Here is a 13842-nt window from a genome sequence, read left to right as displayed (position 1 = left end):
TTACTCACCCGTTCGCCACTCGCCACCAGGCCGAAGCCCGTGCTGCCGTTCGACTTGCATGTGTAAGGCATGCCGCCAGCGTTCAATCTGAGCCAGGATCAAACTCTTCAGTTCAATCTCTGTGTGGGTCCGAAGACCCTCGCTCTTTCGAGCGGTCGCTCACTCTCAGAAAACTGACTGACCAGATCCGAAAATCCAGTCACGTTTTGCTGTGCGAGCACTGTATAACTTGTGAAGCTCCGAAGCCCGAAGACCTCGTGCGTCCGCTACCCAGCGCCCACACTTATCGGTTGTTTGGTTGTTAAAGAACTTCGCTGCCGGCTTTGCCGTTCAGCGCACTGCGTTGTCTGCAGCAGAGAAACGAGATTATGTAGCACTTTCTTCGTTTCGTCAACCAGGTCAGCAATCTTTTTTGCTTCGGTTCGTCGTGCCTACTGCGCACCGCCGAACCACCCGATCAACCCCGCAACCCTTGCTGCGTCTGCTTTGCAGCGCCGCGTTGTGTTGCGAGGGGGCGAATAGTACGGGCGCGCGCCGGCTTTGGCAAGCCATTCCGGAAAATAATTGCAGGCGACAGAAAATTGGCGCACGAAGCATGAGAACGCGCGCGTTCGGATCGCTATCCGCTCACTGTTCGGACGCCCTCCAAATGGCAGTGCGTATATATATAAGGATGTTCTGAACAGCGACCGCCCTAAGCGTCACACCACGGCGTTTGTCATGCGCGACACGATGATTCATCATCGAAGACTTCAGCATCTCGCTACTGCCCGTGCGGAGACTTCCATGACCATCCGGATCGTTCGACTGGGTTCCCCGCGCGCCGCGGATGAAGGCCTTCGCATTGGCACGGTCCGACGCCCGCCTCGGGGCGTCCCCAAGGCAGAGTTTGCCAGCCGCGATTACTACGACGTCTGGTATCCCGTCCTGTCGCCCTCAGCTGAACTGGTCGCCGAGGCACTTTCCGCCGAGGACGATAAGGCCTGGCGCACCTTCGTCAGGCATTTCCGCAAGGAGATGGCCGCGCCCGATGCCAGCCATACGCTGGACCTGCTGGCAGCGCTCTCGCATAAGGCCAATTTCTCCGTTGGCTGCTATTGCGAAGACGAGGCGCACTGTCACCGCTCGGTACTGCGCGAACTGCTCGCCGAGCGCGGCGCACAAATCGCCTGACGAAGATCCTGCCACCCGCAACGGCGCGCGGCTATGATGCGACGCTTGTCCGGGTCCGGGCCGCAAACCTGACCCGGCCATCCTTTCTTCGTCCTGACTTCCGATGGTCCTGAACTTCGTCTGGCTCGGTTTCTTCCTGACCGCCTTCCTGGCGGCGTGCATACGGCTCGCCAATGGCGACGTTGCCGTGTTTCCGGCGATGCTGGCCAGCCTGTTTGACAGTGCCCGCACGGCATTCGAGATCGCTTTGGGACTGGCCGGGATCATGAGCCTCTGGCTCGGCATCATGCGCATTGGCGAGCGCGCCGGCGTCGTGGATGCCTTTGCGCGGCTGGTCAACCCGCTGCTGCGGCACTTCTTCCCCGGCGTGCCGCAGGGCCATCCGGCCCAGGGCGCGATGATGATGAACGTCTCGGCCAACCTGCTCGGGCTGGACAACGCCGCGACGCCGCTGGGCCTCAACGCGATGCGTGAACTCCAGACACTGAACCCGCGTCCCGAGGTGGCGACCGATGCCCAGATCATGTTCATCGTACTGAACACCGCTGGCCTGACGCTGATCCCGACTTCCGTCATCGCCATGCGGCAGGCCATTGCGATCAAGCAAGGCCTGGTCGGGTTCAATGCGGCGGATATCTTTCTTCCAACGCTGTTGGCGACCGGTGGCTCGTTCGTGGCAGGCCTGCTGGCGGTGGCCTGGGTCCAACGGCTGAACCTGTTCCGGCCGGCGGTGCTCGCCGCCTTTGCCATGGCCGCGCTAGGCCTGGGTGGACTCCTGGCCTGGCTTCGTCATGCGTCACCGGACAGGGTAAGCCAGCTCACAGCCCTGGCAGGCAGCGGCTTCATTCTTTCGCTGATCACCATCTTCCTGGTGTGCGGCGCCATACGCCGCATCAACGTCTATGAAGCTTTTATTGATGGCGCCAAGGAAGGCTTCGGCGTCGCCGTGCAAATCATTCCCTACCTTGTTGCGATCCTGGTGGCAATCGGGCTATTCCGAGCTACCGGCTGTATGGACATTCTGATGCACGGCCTGACCGCCGGCTTCGCCTGGCTCGGTCTGGATACGGCGTTCGTGCCCGCGCTGCCCGTCGGGTTGATGAAGATCCTGTCCGGCGCCGGCGCCCGCGGGCTGATGGTGGATGTGATGACCACCTATGGCGTGGATTCCTTCCAGGGCCGGCTTGCAGCCATTATCCAGGGATCGACCGAGACCACGTTCTATGTCCTGGCCGTCTATTTCGGCAGCGTCAACGTGCGCAATACGCGGCAGGCGCTCGCATGCGCGCTCGTTGCCGATGTCGCTGGGTTGTTCTGCGCTGTGGGGGCTGCGTATCTGTTTCGATAGAACGGGAAAAAGCGCCGCATTCACCGCACAAAAGCAAAATTCGGCCGCCCTCGTTGTAGTGACACAACATCAATATGTCAAAAGCAGAACATTCCCTGATCGCTGCTTGGTGCGTCGCAGCAAGACGTGTATAGTGAAGTCTGTCTCCTCCACCACCTCGGTGGATTCCAACCCGCGCAGAACACTGCGCGGGTTTTTTTTGCCCGAAATTTGGCAAAGCTGACGCCGTCATTGGCTTTCCGTCGCGACCGTCGGCGCAATCGAGAACCGGACCCCAACTTAAGGCGATTGCCTCGCGATGATGCAACAGTGCCGCAGATCGTTGCGGACGACACATGGATTCACTGATTTGCCGCATCGCACCAATTCTGCCGTCGCGGAGCGGAGCCAGTTGTTTCGCTATGTCCGAGCGACGCGAGGGTCGATTTGCCGCCTTCACCACGCCGACCAATGTCCTAGACTGTTGTCATTGATTCGTCGACCGCACGAGGGGTACGCCATGTCCGCTGTCTCGTTTCCTCGCGCCACCCCGACCTACTGCGCGGTCAGCCTGAGGCTGTCCTGCCCGGCAACGGTCAACGGTAGTCCAACCCGGTATTCCGTCACAGCCGAAGCTCTCGAAGCGCACTTCGGCGCGCGTTCGCCGCGCGAGGAGGACCTGCTGGCTGCGTTTGCCAGCAATCGCCAGCGCATCGAGCAACTGGCGGAAAGCCTGTTCGAACTGACCGAGGCCCGCGAGATCGTGCTGCGCAGCGGCCATTTCCGCTTCGCGGGCTGACCGCCGGCCCCTGTAACTCAGGCCGCGGCGCCTTCACCACGCACCAGCAGCACCGGCATGGTGGATTGCCGGATCACCGCCTCGGCCACGCTGCCCAGCATCAGCCGGCGCACGCCGCGCCGCCCATGCGTGCCAATCACGAGCAAATCGGCCCCCCACTGATGCGCCGCTTCATTGATGGAGGCACCGATGTCGCCCGGTACGGGTGCTTCGCTCACCAGCCTGGTTTCGTGCTTCACATTGGCGGCGGCCAGGTGCCTGGCGGCCTCTTCGAGCGCGCGCTGCCCACTCTCTACGAACGCCTTCTGAACCTCGCTTGGATCGTAGAAGCCCGCATCGAAGAGCGGCGTCGCACTGTCCACGACATAGAGCGCGAGCACGGTTGCGCCGCCCGGGCCCGCCACCCGAACCGCCTCATCCAGGGCCAGGGTGGACGTGCTGCTGCCGTCCACCGCTACCACGATCTTGTTGTACGCCGCGCCGGTCATCTTCGTTACCTCCGTAGACAGGAAAAGGGAATGGCGGCTGCAAGCCGCCTTTCCCATACTACACGTGCCGCCTGCAGCACGCGGCGGACAGCCGCATGCTAGATTACGCGCGACCTCCAACGATGAGATGAGAAGCGTGGCGGAACCCGGATGGACTCGCTAATCACAGCTGCCGCTCGCGCGCTGGCGTCAGGTGACCCGCTCGGCGCGCTCAACCGCGTCGCCCTCCGTGACGATGCACCGGCGCTGGCGCTCCGCGGGATCGCCATGGCGCAACTGGGCGATTTCGCCCGGGCCAAGTCACTGTTGCGTGCCGCCGCACGCGCGTTCGGCCCGAAGGAGGCGGTGGCAGGCGCGCGTTGCATCGTCGCCGAGGCCGAAATCGCCCTCGCCTCGCGTGATCTGGGCTGGCCAGTCCGTACGCTCGACGCGGCGCGCGCCACGCTGGAAGCGCACGGCGACCGAGCCAACGCAGCGCATGCCCACTATCTGCAGGTCCGTCGCCTGCTGCTGACTGGCCATCTCGATGAGGCTGAACACCGGCTTGCCGGACTGGATCTTGCTGCGCCCCTGCCGCCCGCCCTTCGGGCCGCACACGAACTTGTCGCGGCCGGCATCGCACTCCGGCGCCTGCGGACGACGGCAGCCCGCGCCGCGCTCGGACGCGCCGCCGACGCGGCGCGTCAGGCCGGCATTCCTGCCTTGATGGCCGAGGTGGAAACCGCCGCCCTCGTCCTCGATACGCCTGCGGCCCGCCTGGTCGCGCGCGGCAGCGAGCGGTTGCTCCAGCTCGATGAAGTGGAAACGCTGCTGGCCTCCGCAACGCTGGTGATCGATGCGTGTCGCCTTGTCGTACGCAAAAACGACAGCGTGGTCGCGCTCGCCCGGCGCCCGGTGTTGTTCGCCCTTGCACGCATGCTCGGAGAAGCGTGGCCGGACGATGTGCCGCGCGACACGCTGATCGCGCGCGCCTTCCGCACGAAGTTCTCCGATGCCTCGCACCGTGCGCGGCTGCGCGTGGAGATCGGCCGGCTTCGCGCGGCGCTCGGGCCGCTGGTTGACATCACGGCGACTGGCCGCGGATTCGCGCTCGCGCCGCGGGATGCAACCGATGTCGCCGTGCTGGCACTTCCCGTCGAAGACGCCTACGCCACCGTACTTGCCTGCCTGGCCGATGGCGAGTCGTGGTCAAGCTCAGCTCTGGCGCTTGCGCTCGGCGCCAGCCAGCGCACCATGCAGCGCGCCCTCGATGCCCTGGCGGCAACTGGCAAGGTGCAGCCCGTCGGCCACGGCCGCGCGCGTCGCTGGATGACGCCCCCTATCCCCGGATTCGCGACGACCTTGTTACTCCCTGCGCCGCTGCCAGGCAGCTAGCATGAAACGCACATCAACCCGTGACGAGGACAGGAACATGAAGCGATCATCAGCAGCGGAAATCATTCGGGAATACGGCCCGTTCCCCGGCGTCGAAGCCATCCACGGCGTCACCTACGACGGACGCCAGGTATGGTTCGCCTCCGGCGACAAGCTCAACGCGCTCGATCCGGCCAGCGGACAGACAGTGCGCGCCATCGAATTGCCCGCGCATGCGGGAACAGCGTTCGACGGACGGCACTTGTTCCAGATCTCCGAGAGCCGCATCGCGAAAATCGATCCACAGACCGGCCGCGTGCTTGCCACCATTCCCGCGCCCGGCGGCGGAGGCGACTCTGGTCTGGCCTGGGCGGAAGGATCTCTCTGGGTGGGGCAATATCGCGAGCGAAAGATCCACCAGCTTGACCCGGAAACCGGCAAAGTGCTTCGCACCCTGGAGTCGAGCCGCTTCGTGACTGGCGTCACATGGGTCGATGGCGAACTATGGCACGGCACGTGGGAAGGCGAAGCCAGCGATCTGCGGCGCATTGATCCTCGCTCCGGCGAAGTGTTGGAGCGGCTCGAGATGCCGGCGGGTGTCAGCGTGAGCGGGCTCGAATCCGATGGCGGGGACCAGTTCTACTGTGGCGGCGGCAGCAGCGGAAAGCTCAGAGCGGTGCGCCGCCCCAGGAAGGATGCCGCGCAGGCATGACCCGCCTACCTTGAACTGAGTTGCATGCGCGCCAGCAGCGGCAGGTGATCGGAGGCGAGCCGCGCGAGCGGGCTGCGGTGGCTTGCCACCGCGACCAGGTGCGCGCGCGGCGAGGTCCAGATCCGATCGAGCGCGAGCAGCGGGCAGCGCGACGGAAACGTCGAGACATGCGGCGTGCGTTCGAAATACGCATGCAACCAGCGCAACGGCCGGCCCCAGAGGAACCATTCATTGACATCGCCCAGCAGGATGGTCGGCTGGGCCGGGACTTCGGCCAGCGCCGTCAGCAGCTTGCGCACCTGCGCACGGCGCTCGCCGGGACGCAGGCCGAGGTGCGTGGCGATCACGCGCAACGCGAAGGTGCCGGACTCGATCGCATTGCAGGCGAGCTGCGCATCGATGGCGCCGCGCGGTTCGTACCCGTTCACGCTGAGATCGATGTGCCGAACCGCCATCGGCGGGTAGCGCGTCAGCAAGGCATTGCCATAGTCGCCGTCTTCGCGCACCAGCGTCGGTCCCGGTATCGCGTGCAGCCCGGTATGTTCGGACAGAAAGCGCAGCATGTCGAAGCCGGTGGCGCGGGTTTCCACCTCCTGCAGCGCGACCAGGTCGGCGCGCAGTTCGCGCAGCACTTCGCAAATCCGCTTGGGTACGAAATGCCCGTCAGTACCGACGCCGCCGTGGATGTTGTAGCTGGCCACCACGATTTCGGCATGCCTGGCCGCCACGGCCGGGGTGGGCGCGTTCATTGCGGCCTCTCGCTCGATGCGGCGCGCGTGCCGCTCGTGTGGCTGGCGCCTGTGCCGTATGCAGGCGCTTGCCGAGCCCATGTGCGGCGCTGCCGTCTTCGCCGCAGGAATAGCCACAGGCCAGCGGGCAGCAATAACACAAGCCCCAGCAGCGCGAATGTCGCGGCGCCGGGATTGTGCGCCACGGCGGCGATGCGGTCGACCAATGACGCCGACACGATGATGCCCGGCGACATGCCGATGGCGGTCCCCAGCAGGCAATCGCGCAGGCGGATGCGCGACGCGCCGACCACGAGATTGACCAGCGTGAACGGCGCCACCGGCACGAGTCTTAGCGCCACCATCGCCAGCACGCCGTGCTGGCCGACCCGCTGGCTGAGCCGGTTCAGCCGCCGGCCACCAAAGCGGTGCACCGCATCGCGCCCGAGCAGGCGTCCCGCCGTGTAGCCCGCTGCCGTGCCCAGCACCGTGCCGGCCAGCGCCACCGCGGCCCCATACAACGGCCCGAACACCACCACCGTCACTACGATCAGCACGGTCACGGGGAACATCATCAGCCCGCCAACGACATACGCGCCCATCATGACGAGCGGGGCCAGGGGCATGTCGTCGACCCGTTCCATCAGCGCCAGCAGATGCCGGAAGTCGGTCCACTCGCGCAACGGCGTGTAGCGCCATGCGAACACCACGCCGGCCAGCGCGAGCATGAAGGCCACCAGCATGGCCACGTGGCTGGCCGCGCGCGGCCGCGTCTCGTGGCCGATGAACTCGGCCATCACCTGGTCGGTGTCGATCGGCTCGATCGGGTCGAGCAGCGTGGCGTCGGGCAGCACGGCATCGACATCTTCGGCAACGCTCGGCGTGAACGGCTCCAGCGTACGGCTATCGGTCCGATGCAGGGCGCGCAGCGCTTCATGCAGCCGGGGATGCGTTGCCATCGCCTGATGCAGCACGTCGGGCGCGACCGCCAGGTGTTCGCAAAGCAGCCGGTCGCGCATCGCGCGGATCGAAGCCGCGATACGGGCGTCGCCGTTCGATTCGATAACCAGGTTGCATTCGGTATCGAGCCCGAAGGACCGGTTGCTGAGGTTCGCCGAGCCGATCGTCAGCAGGCGGTCGTCCACGACCATCACCTTGCTGTGGACGTTGACGCAGGCACTTCGCAAGCCGGGCACTTCCGGACAATAGAGGCGGAAACGACCATGCGCATCGGCTGTGCGCAGGTCCCGGCAGAGTCGCGCGCGCAGTACGCCCATGCTGGCCTCCTCCAGCCAGCCGCTCTCCGTGCGGCGCGAGACCAGCGCGATGTCGGGCCCGTCCGGCTCGCGCAACCGCGACGCGAACGCATCGGCAATCAGTCCCGAACTGAAGTACTGGTTTTCTAGATAGATGCTGTCCTGCGCGGCGGCAATCGCGTCGGTGTGGAGTTGCCGGATTTCGCTGACGACGGGCGCGTCGTCGGTAGCCGGATACGTGCGGCTGATGCCGACCGGCAACTCGGTGGCGTCCGGTGAGACCGCGCTGGGCCAGGGGTCCGACTGCGGCATCTCCGGTACATGCGGATGGCGTCCCGTCGCGTGCAGCCAACGCTCGGCCGCGAGGTCGCCCAAGGCGCGCGCGGCCGCGCCATCGACCATGCACTGCACGTCATGGAACGGCGCGTAAGGCTTGCCGTCCGGATCGATCCGGCGCGGGTCGTCGGCACGGTGGTCCGGGGTATCCCAGCGGCGAATGGTCAGGTCCAGCCCGCCCACGAACGCAAGACAGTGATCGATGACCACCACCTTCTGGTGGTGCGATGCGCCGGCAGGGTGACTTCCATCCAGGCAGAACGAGAGCCGGCGGTGTGCCTGCCAGTGCTGCCGCGCCGCAGGCAGGAACTGGCGCTCGAACGCAAACACCATGGCGAAATCCCAGCTCAGCACATAGATGTGCAGGCCGCTGCGGCGCGCGCACAGCGCATTGAGAAAATCGCGCAGCTCGGCCGGCAAGCCATCGTCCGGCGCGTCGTGCGTCAGTCGCATTCGGCTGTCGATGTCCCACCCGAGGATGAAGATGGTTTGTTCGGCACGCACGAACGCCTCCCGCAGCGCGGTGAAGTAGGCATCCGCATCGACCAGCATCGCCAAGCGCGCGCATGGCTCCACGCGCCAGCAGTTGTGCCCGGGACGCAGCAGCGAGGCTTGAGCATCGTTTGTCATGGCGAACAGTACGCCGCGCAAGTTTCGTACCGATCGCCCAGTCATTGACGCGGCGCCCGCACGCGAGCCCATGTCGCGCCGGCTTTACTTGTCTTTGTAAAGGTTGCCAGGACGCCGCTTCCGAGCCAGGTCGCGTTGCGCGCATTTCGTTTAATTGACCGACCGGTCGGCTTATATATAATGGGGCCGAACCCGGGCGCAAGCCGGTCGCGAGAACCGGGCGCCGTCAAAGGAGGCTCCTATGTACACGCAGAGTTTGGACTTGCCCGGCAATCCCGCTGCGGTCGCTCCATCCGAGCCTGGCCTCGACGACGCCAGCCGCCAGGCGGCGTTCGATGCGCGCATGGCCGCCGACAGCAAGATCGAGCCGCAGGACTGGATGCCGCAGGCCTACCGCAAGACGCTGGTGCGGCAGATCTCCCAGCACGCGCACTCCGAGATCGTCGGCATGCTGCCGGAAGGCAACTGGATCAGCCGCGCGCCATCGCTCAAGCGCAAGGCCATCCTGCTGGCCAAGGTGCAGGATGAAGGCGGCCATGGCCTCTATCTCTATTCCGCCGCAGAAACGCTGAACGCCTCGCGCGACGAAATGATCGATGCGCTGCACACCGGCCGGGCCAAGTATTCGTCGATCTTCAATTACCCGACGCTGACCTGGGCCGACGTCGGCGTGATCGGCTGGCTGGTCGACGGCGCTGCGATCATGAACCAGATTCCGCTGTGCCGCTGCTCGTACGGGCCGTATGCGCGCGCGATGATCCGCATCTGCAAGGAAGAGTCGTTCCACCAGCGCCAGGGCTTCGACGCGCTGCTGGCGATGATGCGCGGCACCGACGCCCAGCGCGAGATGGTGCAGGACGCCGTCAACCGCTGGTGGTTCCCTGTACTGATGATGTTCGGGCCGCCTGACGCCGCGTCCACCAACAGCACCCAGACCATGGCGTGGGGCATCAAACGCATCTCGAACGACGACCTGCGTCAGAAATTCGTCGATGCGACGGTCGAGCAGGCCAAGGTACTCGGCGTCACGCTGCCCGACCCCGGCCTGCAATGGAATGCCGAGCGGGGACACTACGACTACAGCCCGCTGGACTGGGACGAGTTCTGGCGCGTGATCAACGGCGACGGGCCGTGCAACCGCGAGCGCCTGGCTACGCGCGTGAAGGCCCATGACGATGGCGCGTGGGTGCGCGAAGCCGCGCTGGCTCACGCCGCCAAGCAGGCTGCGCGCGCGGCGCGGCGTGAAGCCGCCTGAGGCAACGGACAAGGAGACCAGCATGACCCGGAACGAATGGCCGCTGTGGGAAGTGTTCGTGCGCAGCAAGCAGGGCCTGGAGCACAAGCATTGCGGCAGCCTGCATGCGGCCGACGCGCAGCAGGCGCTGCACATGGCGCGCGACGTCTATACGCGCCGCCAGGAAGGCGTGTCGATCTGGGTGGTGCCGTCGACCGCCATCACCGCCAGCGCGCCCGAGGAAAAGGCCGAGCTGTTCGACCCGATGGCCGACAAGATCTACCGTCATCCGACCTTTTACCAGCTGCCCGACGAAGTCAATCACATGTAAGGGCCCGCCACCATGACGACCCCGACGCCCGATCTCGCGCTGTCGCACCTGCCGCCCGAGCGCACCGCGGCGCTCCGCTACGTGCTGCGGCTCGCCGACAACGCGCTGATTCTCGGCCAACGCAATGCCGAGTGGTGCGGCCACGGTCCGGTGCTGGAAGAAGACATCGCGCTGGCCAATATCAGCCTGGACCTGATCGGCCAGTCCCGGCTGCTCTACGCGCACGCCGGCGAACTCGAAGGCGCACTGACCGGCCGGCCGCGCCATGAAGACGATTACGCGTACTGGCGGGGGGAACGCGAGTTCGGCAACTGGACGCTGGCCGAGCTGCCCCACAGCGGCCCGCTGGCCGGCACCGCTAGCAGCGACCGCGACTACGCCGTCACCATCACGCGCAATTTCCTGTACAGCGCGCTGATGGTCGAGCTGTGGAACGTGCTGCAGGCCAGCACCGACGCCGGGCTGGCAGCCATCGCGGCGAAGTCGGCCAAGGAAGCGCGCTATCACTTGCACCACGCCGCCGGCTGGATGGTCCGCCTTGGCGACGGCACCGAGGACTCGCACCGGCGCATGCAGCGCGCGCTCGACCATCTGATGCCGTATATGAACGAGTGCTTTGCGGGCGATGACGTGGAACGGATCGCTGCCGCGCAAGGCGTGGCCGTGCCCACCTCGGAGCTGCGCGACGCATGGGAGGCAACGGTCGACGAGACCCTGGGGGTCGCCACGCTCGACAAGCCGGTGCCCAGCGCCTTCCTATCCACCGGCAAGCACGGGCTGCATTCGGAGCATATGAGCTACTTGCTGGCCGAGATGCAGAGCCTGGCGCGCGCCCATCCCGGCGCGCAGTGGTAGCACGCGCAACAGGAAACTGACATGCGCATCGTGGCCGATCCCGAATCCGATTTCGACAGCGCCGCCAAACGCACGGCGCTTGCCTGGATTGCGCTGGAAGCCGTTCCCGACCCGGAAATCCCGGTGGTGTCGATCCGCGACCTCGGCATCCTGCGCGAGATCGCAGTGGCTGACGGTGCCGTGCTCGAAATCACGGTCACGCCAACCTATTCCGGCTGTCCGGCCATGTCGCAGATCGCGGAGGATATCGGCCACGCGCTGGACGCGGCCGGGCTCGGGCCGTGGCGGATCCGCACCGCCCTGTCGCCGGCATGGACGACCGACTGGATCAGCGACGCCGCGCGCGAACGCCTGCGCGAGTTCGGCATTGCCCCGCCGCAGCCGTGCCGCGCTGCGGCCGCCACGCCCGCCGTGCAGCCACTGAATTTCGTACCACGCGCGGCACGCGCGGGGGCGCCGGATATGGTCGCCTGCCCGCGCTGCGGCAGCTTGCACACGCAGGAAATCTCGCGCTTCGCGTCGACGGCCTGCAAGGCGCTCTATCGCTGCCTGGACTGCCGCGAGCCGTTCGACTACTTCAAACCCTATTAATTTGCTGACCCACCGTCCCGAGCGAGCTGCCATGACCCCACAGTTCCATCCGCTGCGCGTGGCGCAGTTGCGCCCCGAGACGGCCGACACGATCTCCATCGCGTTCGAGGTGCCCGAATCCCTGCGCGACGCCTACCGCTTTACGCAGGGCCAGTTCCTGACGCTGAAGGCCCCGGTCGATGGCCAGGATCTGCGCCGCTCGTACTCGATCTGCTGCGGGGTCCAGGACTACGCCGAGCGCGGCGAACTGCGCGTGGCGGTCAAGCTGGTGGAGGATGGCGTGTTTTCCAGCCACCTGCACGACGCGCTCGCGCCCGGCCAGATCATCGACGTGATGACGCCGGACGGGCGCTTCTACGTACCGCTGGACGCCGGCGCTGCCCGCCACTACGTGGCTTTTGCCGCGGGCAGCGGCATCACGCCGGTGCTGTCGCTGATCCGCACCACGCTGGCGGCGGAGCCCCGGAGCCGCTTCACGCTGGTCTACGGCAACCGCAACGTCGACAGCATCATCTTTTCCGAAGCGCTCGAAGACCTGAAAAACCAGTACCTGGCGCGTTTCACGCTGTACCACGTGCTGTCGCGCCAGCCGCAGGAAGTCGACCTGCTGCACGGCCGGCTCGATCATGCCCGGGTCTCTGCATTCCTGGGGACGTTGATCCCGGTGGACGATATCGACGCCGCCTTCGTGTGCGGCCCCGCGTCGATGATCGACGAGGTGGAAACGGCGCTGCGCGATGCCGGCCTGGACCCCCACCGCATCCACGCCGAACGGTTTGGCGTGCCAGTGGATCGCCAGAAGCGCGCCCCAGCCCACGCCCATGCGGACCATGCCGGCACGGCCGAACTCGTCGTCGTGCTGGATGGCAAGCAGCACACCATGCGCCTGCCCATGGAAGACGGCAAAGTGCTCGACACCGCGCTGGCCGCGGGCCTGGACCTGCCTTATGCATGCAAGGGCGGCGTTTGTTGCACCTGCCGCGCCAAGGTGCTGGAAGGCCAGGTCGAGATGGAGAAGAACTACACGCTGGAGCCTTGGGAAATGGAGAAGGGCTTCGTGCTGACCTGCCAGGCGCGTGCTCTCACGCCGCGGGTCGTGGTCAGCTACGACGAACGCTGAAGCTGCACCATCTAGCGAAGTTGCGCCGTGATTACAATAAGAAAGGGGCGCATTGCCGGCCCACGCAAGGTGACTGAGAACCGTCCCACGCATATACAATCACGGCCATGCAATATATCCACGTCGTCAACGGCGATGTCGCCGGAAATACCCTGCGCCAGGCGCTGGCCCAGGCTGCCCGGCCCGATCCCGTGATCGTGCTGCGCGACGACCTGGCCGTGGGACCGCTTGTCGACGTGGACGGCATCGGCCAGATCCGCGCCGGCTTCTGGCAACGCGTCGCCCCGCACACCGACATCGACTTTCCCGCCGAAATGCGCCAGGCACTGGAGCAGCTGCAGACGCTGCGCCAGAGTGAAATGGAAGTCGCGATCTGGCATGGCCAGAGCGCCGCCGACCAGCTGATGCTGCGCCGCGTGGTGTTTCACCTGTACCAGGCGCCCCAGCGCATCAATGAAGTGGCCATGGACCTGCGCGAGCTGGAACTGCCGCCGCAGGCCGGTCTGGCGGCGATCGGCATGTACTCGCCGGCGCGGCTGGCGCGGCGCTTCTCGACCATCGCGCCGGTGTCGGTGCTGCGCCTGGGGCGGCTCGGCTACGAATGGCAGCAGAACGTCCGCGAGAACGCCGATGTGCGGCTGTGGAAAGGCAATACGCTGGTGGCGGCGGCCTACCACAGCATCGACGACATCATCATGGACCGGGCCCCGACCGACTGGACACCCGCCGCCCAGGTGGTGGGTAGCGTGATGGGCGCCATCGAAGGCTTGCTGGCCAGCGATTGGTTCGTATTCTGGCGCTGCCGGGAACTGATCTCCATGGGCCGGCTGGTCCTGCGTGGCAACGCGGATTCCCTCGACACCTGCGAGCTGCGCCGACACCTGACGTCCGGCGCGGAATAACGCGCCC

General features: G+C 65.9%; 14 protein-coding genes and 1 rRNA gene. 11 read left to right on the top strand and 4 right to left on the bottom strand.

Translation table 11 applies throughout. From position 1 onward, the window contains the following. Positions 1-114, bottom strand: a 16S ribosomal RNA gene (locus AC3FKH_RS26230); the annotation flags it as partial. Positions 115-786: 672 nt separating this feature from the next. Here AC3FKH_RS26230 and AC3FKH_RS26225 point away from each other — a divergent pair. The 3 genes from AC3FKH_RS26225 to AC3FKH_RS26215 all read left to right on the top strand — a co-directional run bounded on the left by AC3FKH_RS26225 (position 787) and on the right by AC3FKH_RS26215 (position 3299). After that, positions 787-1173, top strand: coding sequence for a DUF488 domain-containing protein (locus AC3FKH_RS26225; RefSeq protein ID WP_488678639.1), 387 nt, complete (start codon positions 787-789; stop codon positions 1171-1173). Between the two features lie 103 nt (positions 1174-1276). After that, positions 1277-2521, top strand: coding sequence for a nucleoside recognition domain-containing protein (locus AC3FKH_RS26220; protein ID WP_488678638.1), 1245 nt, complete (start codon positions 1277-1279; stop codon positions 2519-2521). 499 nt (positions 2522-3020) lie between these two features. Then, the gene (locus AC3FKH_RS26215) at positions 3021-3299 is read left to right on the top strand and encodes a DUF1488 family protein (protein ID WP_483730600.1); all 279 of its coding nucleotides are present in this window, start codon (positions 3021-3023) and stop codon (positions 3297-3299) included. Positions 3300-3316: 17 nt separating this feature from the next. Here the strand turns inward: AC3FKH_RS26215 and AC3FKH_RS26210 are convergent, their stop codons facing one another. Beyond that, a complete protein-coding gene (locus AC3FKH_RS26210) occupies positions 3317-3787 on the bottom strand; it encodes a universal stress protein (protein ID WP_488678636.1) in 471 nt (156 codons plus the stop codon). 150 nt (positions 3788-3937) lie between these two features. Between AC3FKH_RS26210 and AC3FKH_RS26205 the strand changes: the two genes are divergently transcribed. Then, entirely contained in the window at positions 3938-5161 is a 1224-nt protein-coding gene (locus tag AC3FKH_RS26205; RefSeq protein WP_488678634.1) for a helix-turn-helix domain-containing protein, read from the top strand. Positions 5162-5198: 37 nt separating this feature from the next. Beyond that, entirely contained in the window at positions 5199-5852 is a 654-nt protein-coding gene (locus AC3FKH_RS26200; RefSeq protein WP_488678645.1) for a Vgb family protein, read from the top strand. A 5-nt stretch (positions 5853-5857) separates the two neighbouring features. Here the strand turns inward: AC3FKH_RS26200 and AC3FKH_RS26195 are convergent, their stop codons facing one another. Continuing rightward, entirely contained in the window at positions 5858-6601 is a 744-nt protein-coding gene (locus AC3FKH_RS26195) for an endonuclease/exonuclease/phosphatase family protein (protein WP_488678633.1), read from the bottom strand. Next, positions 6598-8802: a VTT domain-containing protein gene (locus tag AC3FKH_RS26190; RefSeq protein WP_488678632.1), complete on the bottom strand. Its 2205-nt coding sequence runs from the start codon at positions 8800-8802 to the stop codon at positions 6598-6600. The genes AC3FKH_RS26195 and AC3FKH_RS26190 overlap by 4 nt, the downstream gene beginning before the upstream one ends. Positions 8803-9043: 241 nt before the next feature. On the opposite strand from AC3FKH_RS26190, the gene paaA reads away from it, so the two are divergent. From paaA to AC3FKH_RS26160, 6 genes are all read left to right on the top strand, one after another. After that, on the top strand, positions 9044-10057 hold the full coding sequence (paaA, locus tag AC3FKH_RS26185) for a 1,2-phenylacetyl-CoA epoxidase subunit PaaA (protein ID WP_488678631.1): 1014 nt from the start codon (positions 9044-9046) through the stop codon (positions 10055-10057). A 22-nt stretch (positions 10058-10079) separates the two neighbouring features. Continuing rightward, a complete protein-coding gene (gene paaB / locus AC3FKH_RS26180; RefSeq protein ID WP_483709668.1) occupies positions 10080-10367 on the top strand; it encodes a 1,2-phenylacetyl-CoA epoxidase subunit PaaB in 288 nt (95 codons plus the stop codon). 12 nt (positions 10368-10379) lie between these two features. Further along, positions 10380-11222, top strand: a complete 843-nt coding sequence (gene paaC, locus AC3FKH_RS26175) for a 1,2-phenylacetyl-CoA epoxidase subunit PaaC (RefSeq protein ID WP_488678629.1) — start codon at positions 10380-10382, stop codon at positions 11220-11222. A gap of 21 nt (positions 11223-11243) precedes the next feature. Beyond that, a complete protein-coding gene (gene paaD, locus AC3FKH_RS26170) occupies positions 11244-11813 on the top strand; it encodes a 1,2-phenylacetyl-CoA epoxidase subunit PaaD (RefSeq protein WP_488678628.1) in 570 nt (189 codons plus the stop codon). A gap of 31 nt (positions 11814-11844) precedes the next feature. After that, positions 11845-12933, top strand: coding sequence for a 1,2-phenylacetyl-CoA epoxidase subunit PaaE (gene paaE, locus AC3FKH_RS26165; RefSeq protein ID WP_488678627.1), 1089 nt, complete (start codon positions 11845-11847; stop codon positions 12931-12933). Between the two features lie 107 nt (positions 12934-13040). Beyond that, positions 13041-13835: a DUF1835 domain-containing protein gene (locus AC3FKH_RS26160; RefSeq protein WP_488678626.1), complete on the top strand. Its 795-nt coding sequence runs from the start codon at positions 13041-13043 to the stop codon at positions 13833-13835. Positions 13836-13842 lie beyond the last annotated feature (7 nt).

The sequence above is a fragment of the Cupriavidus sp. 21MJTG02-4 genome, from assembly GCF_057798975.1.
Note: the sequence above shows the minus strand (reverse complement) of the source record. Positions and strands in the feature narration are given on the sequence as shown.

Excerpts from the sequence above, each read along its gene's own strand:
- paaA (WP_488678631.1), top strand. The coding sequence starts at position 9,044 with ATGTACACGCAGAGTTTGGACTTGCCCGGCAATCCCGCTGCGGTCGCT.
- AC3FKH_RS26190 (WP_488678632.1), bottom strand. The coding sequence starts at position 8,802 with ATGACAAACGATGCTCAAGCCTCGCTGCTGCGTCCCGGGCACAACTGC.
- AC3FKH_RS26220 (WP_488678638.1), top strand. The coding sequence starts at position 1,277 with ATGGTCCTGAACTTCGTCTGGCTCGGTTTCTTCCTGACCGCCTTCCTG.
- paaD (WP_488678628.1), top strand. The coding sequence starts at position 11,244 with ATGCGCATCGTGGCCGATCCCGAATCCGATTTCGACAGCGCCGCCAAA.
- AC3FKH_RS26200 (WP_488678645.1), top strand. The coding sequence starts at position 5,199 with ATGAAGCGATCATCAGCAGCGGAAATCATTCGGGAATACGGCCCGTTC.
- AC3FKH_RS26210 (WP_488678636.1), bottom strand. The coding sequence starts at position 3,787 with ATGACCGGCGCGGCGTACAACAAGATCGTGGTAGCGGTGGACGGCAGC.
- AC3FKH_RS26195 (WP_488678633.1), bottom strand. The coding sequence starts at position 6,601 with ATGAACGCGCCCACCCCGGCCGTGGCGGCCAGGCATGCCGAAATCGTG.
- paaC (WP_488678629.1), top strand. The coding sequence starts at position 10,380 with ATGACGACCCCGACGCCCGATCTCGCGCTGTCGCACCTGCCGCCCGAG.
- AC3FKH_RS26160 (WP_488678626.1), top strand. The coding sequence starts at position 13,041 with ATGCAATATATCCACGTCGTCAACGGCGATGTCGCCGGAAATACCCTG.
- paaB (WP_483709668.1), top strand. The coding sequence starts at position 10,080 with ATGACCCGGAACGAATGGCCGCTGTGGGAAGTGTTCGTGCGCAGCAAG.
- paaE (WP_488678627.1), top strand. The coding sequence starts at position 11,845 with ATGACCCCACAGTTCCATCCGCTGCGCGTGGCGCAGTTGCGCCCCGAG.
- AC3FKH_RS26215 (WP_483730600.1), top strand. The coding sequence starts at position 3,021 with ATGTCCGCTGTCTCGTTTCCTCGCGCCACCCCGACCTACTGCGCGGTC.
- AC3FKH_RS26205 (WP_488678634.1), top strand. The coding sequence starts at position 3,938 with ATGGACTCGCTAATCACAGCTGCCGCTCGCGCGCTGGCGTCAGGTGAC.
- AC3FKH_RS26225 (WP_488678639.1), top strand. The coding sequence starts at position 787 with ATGACCATCCGGATCGTTCGACTGGGTTCCCCGCGCGCCGCGGATGAA.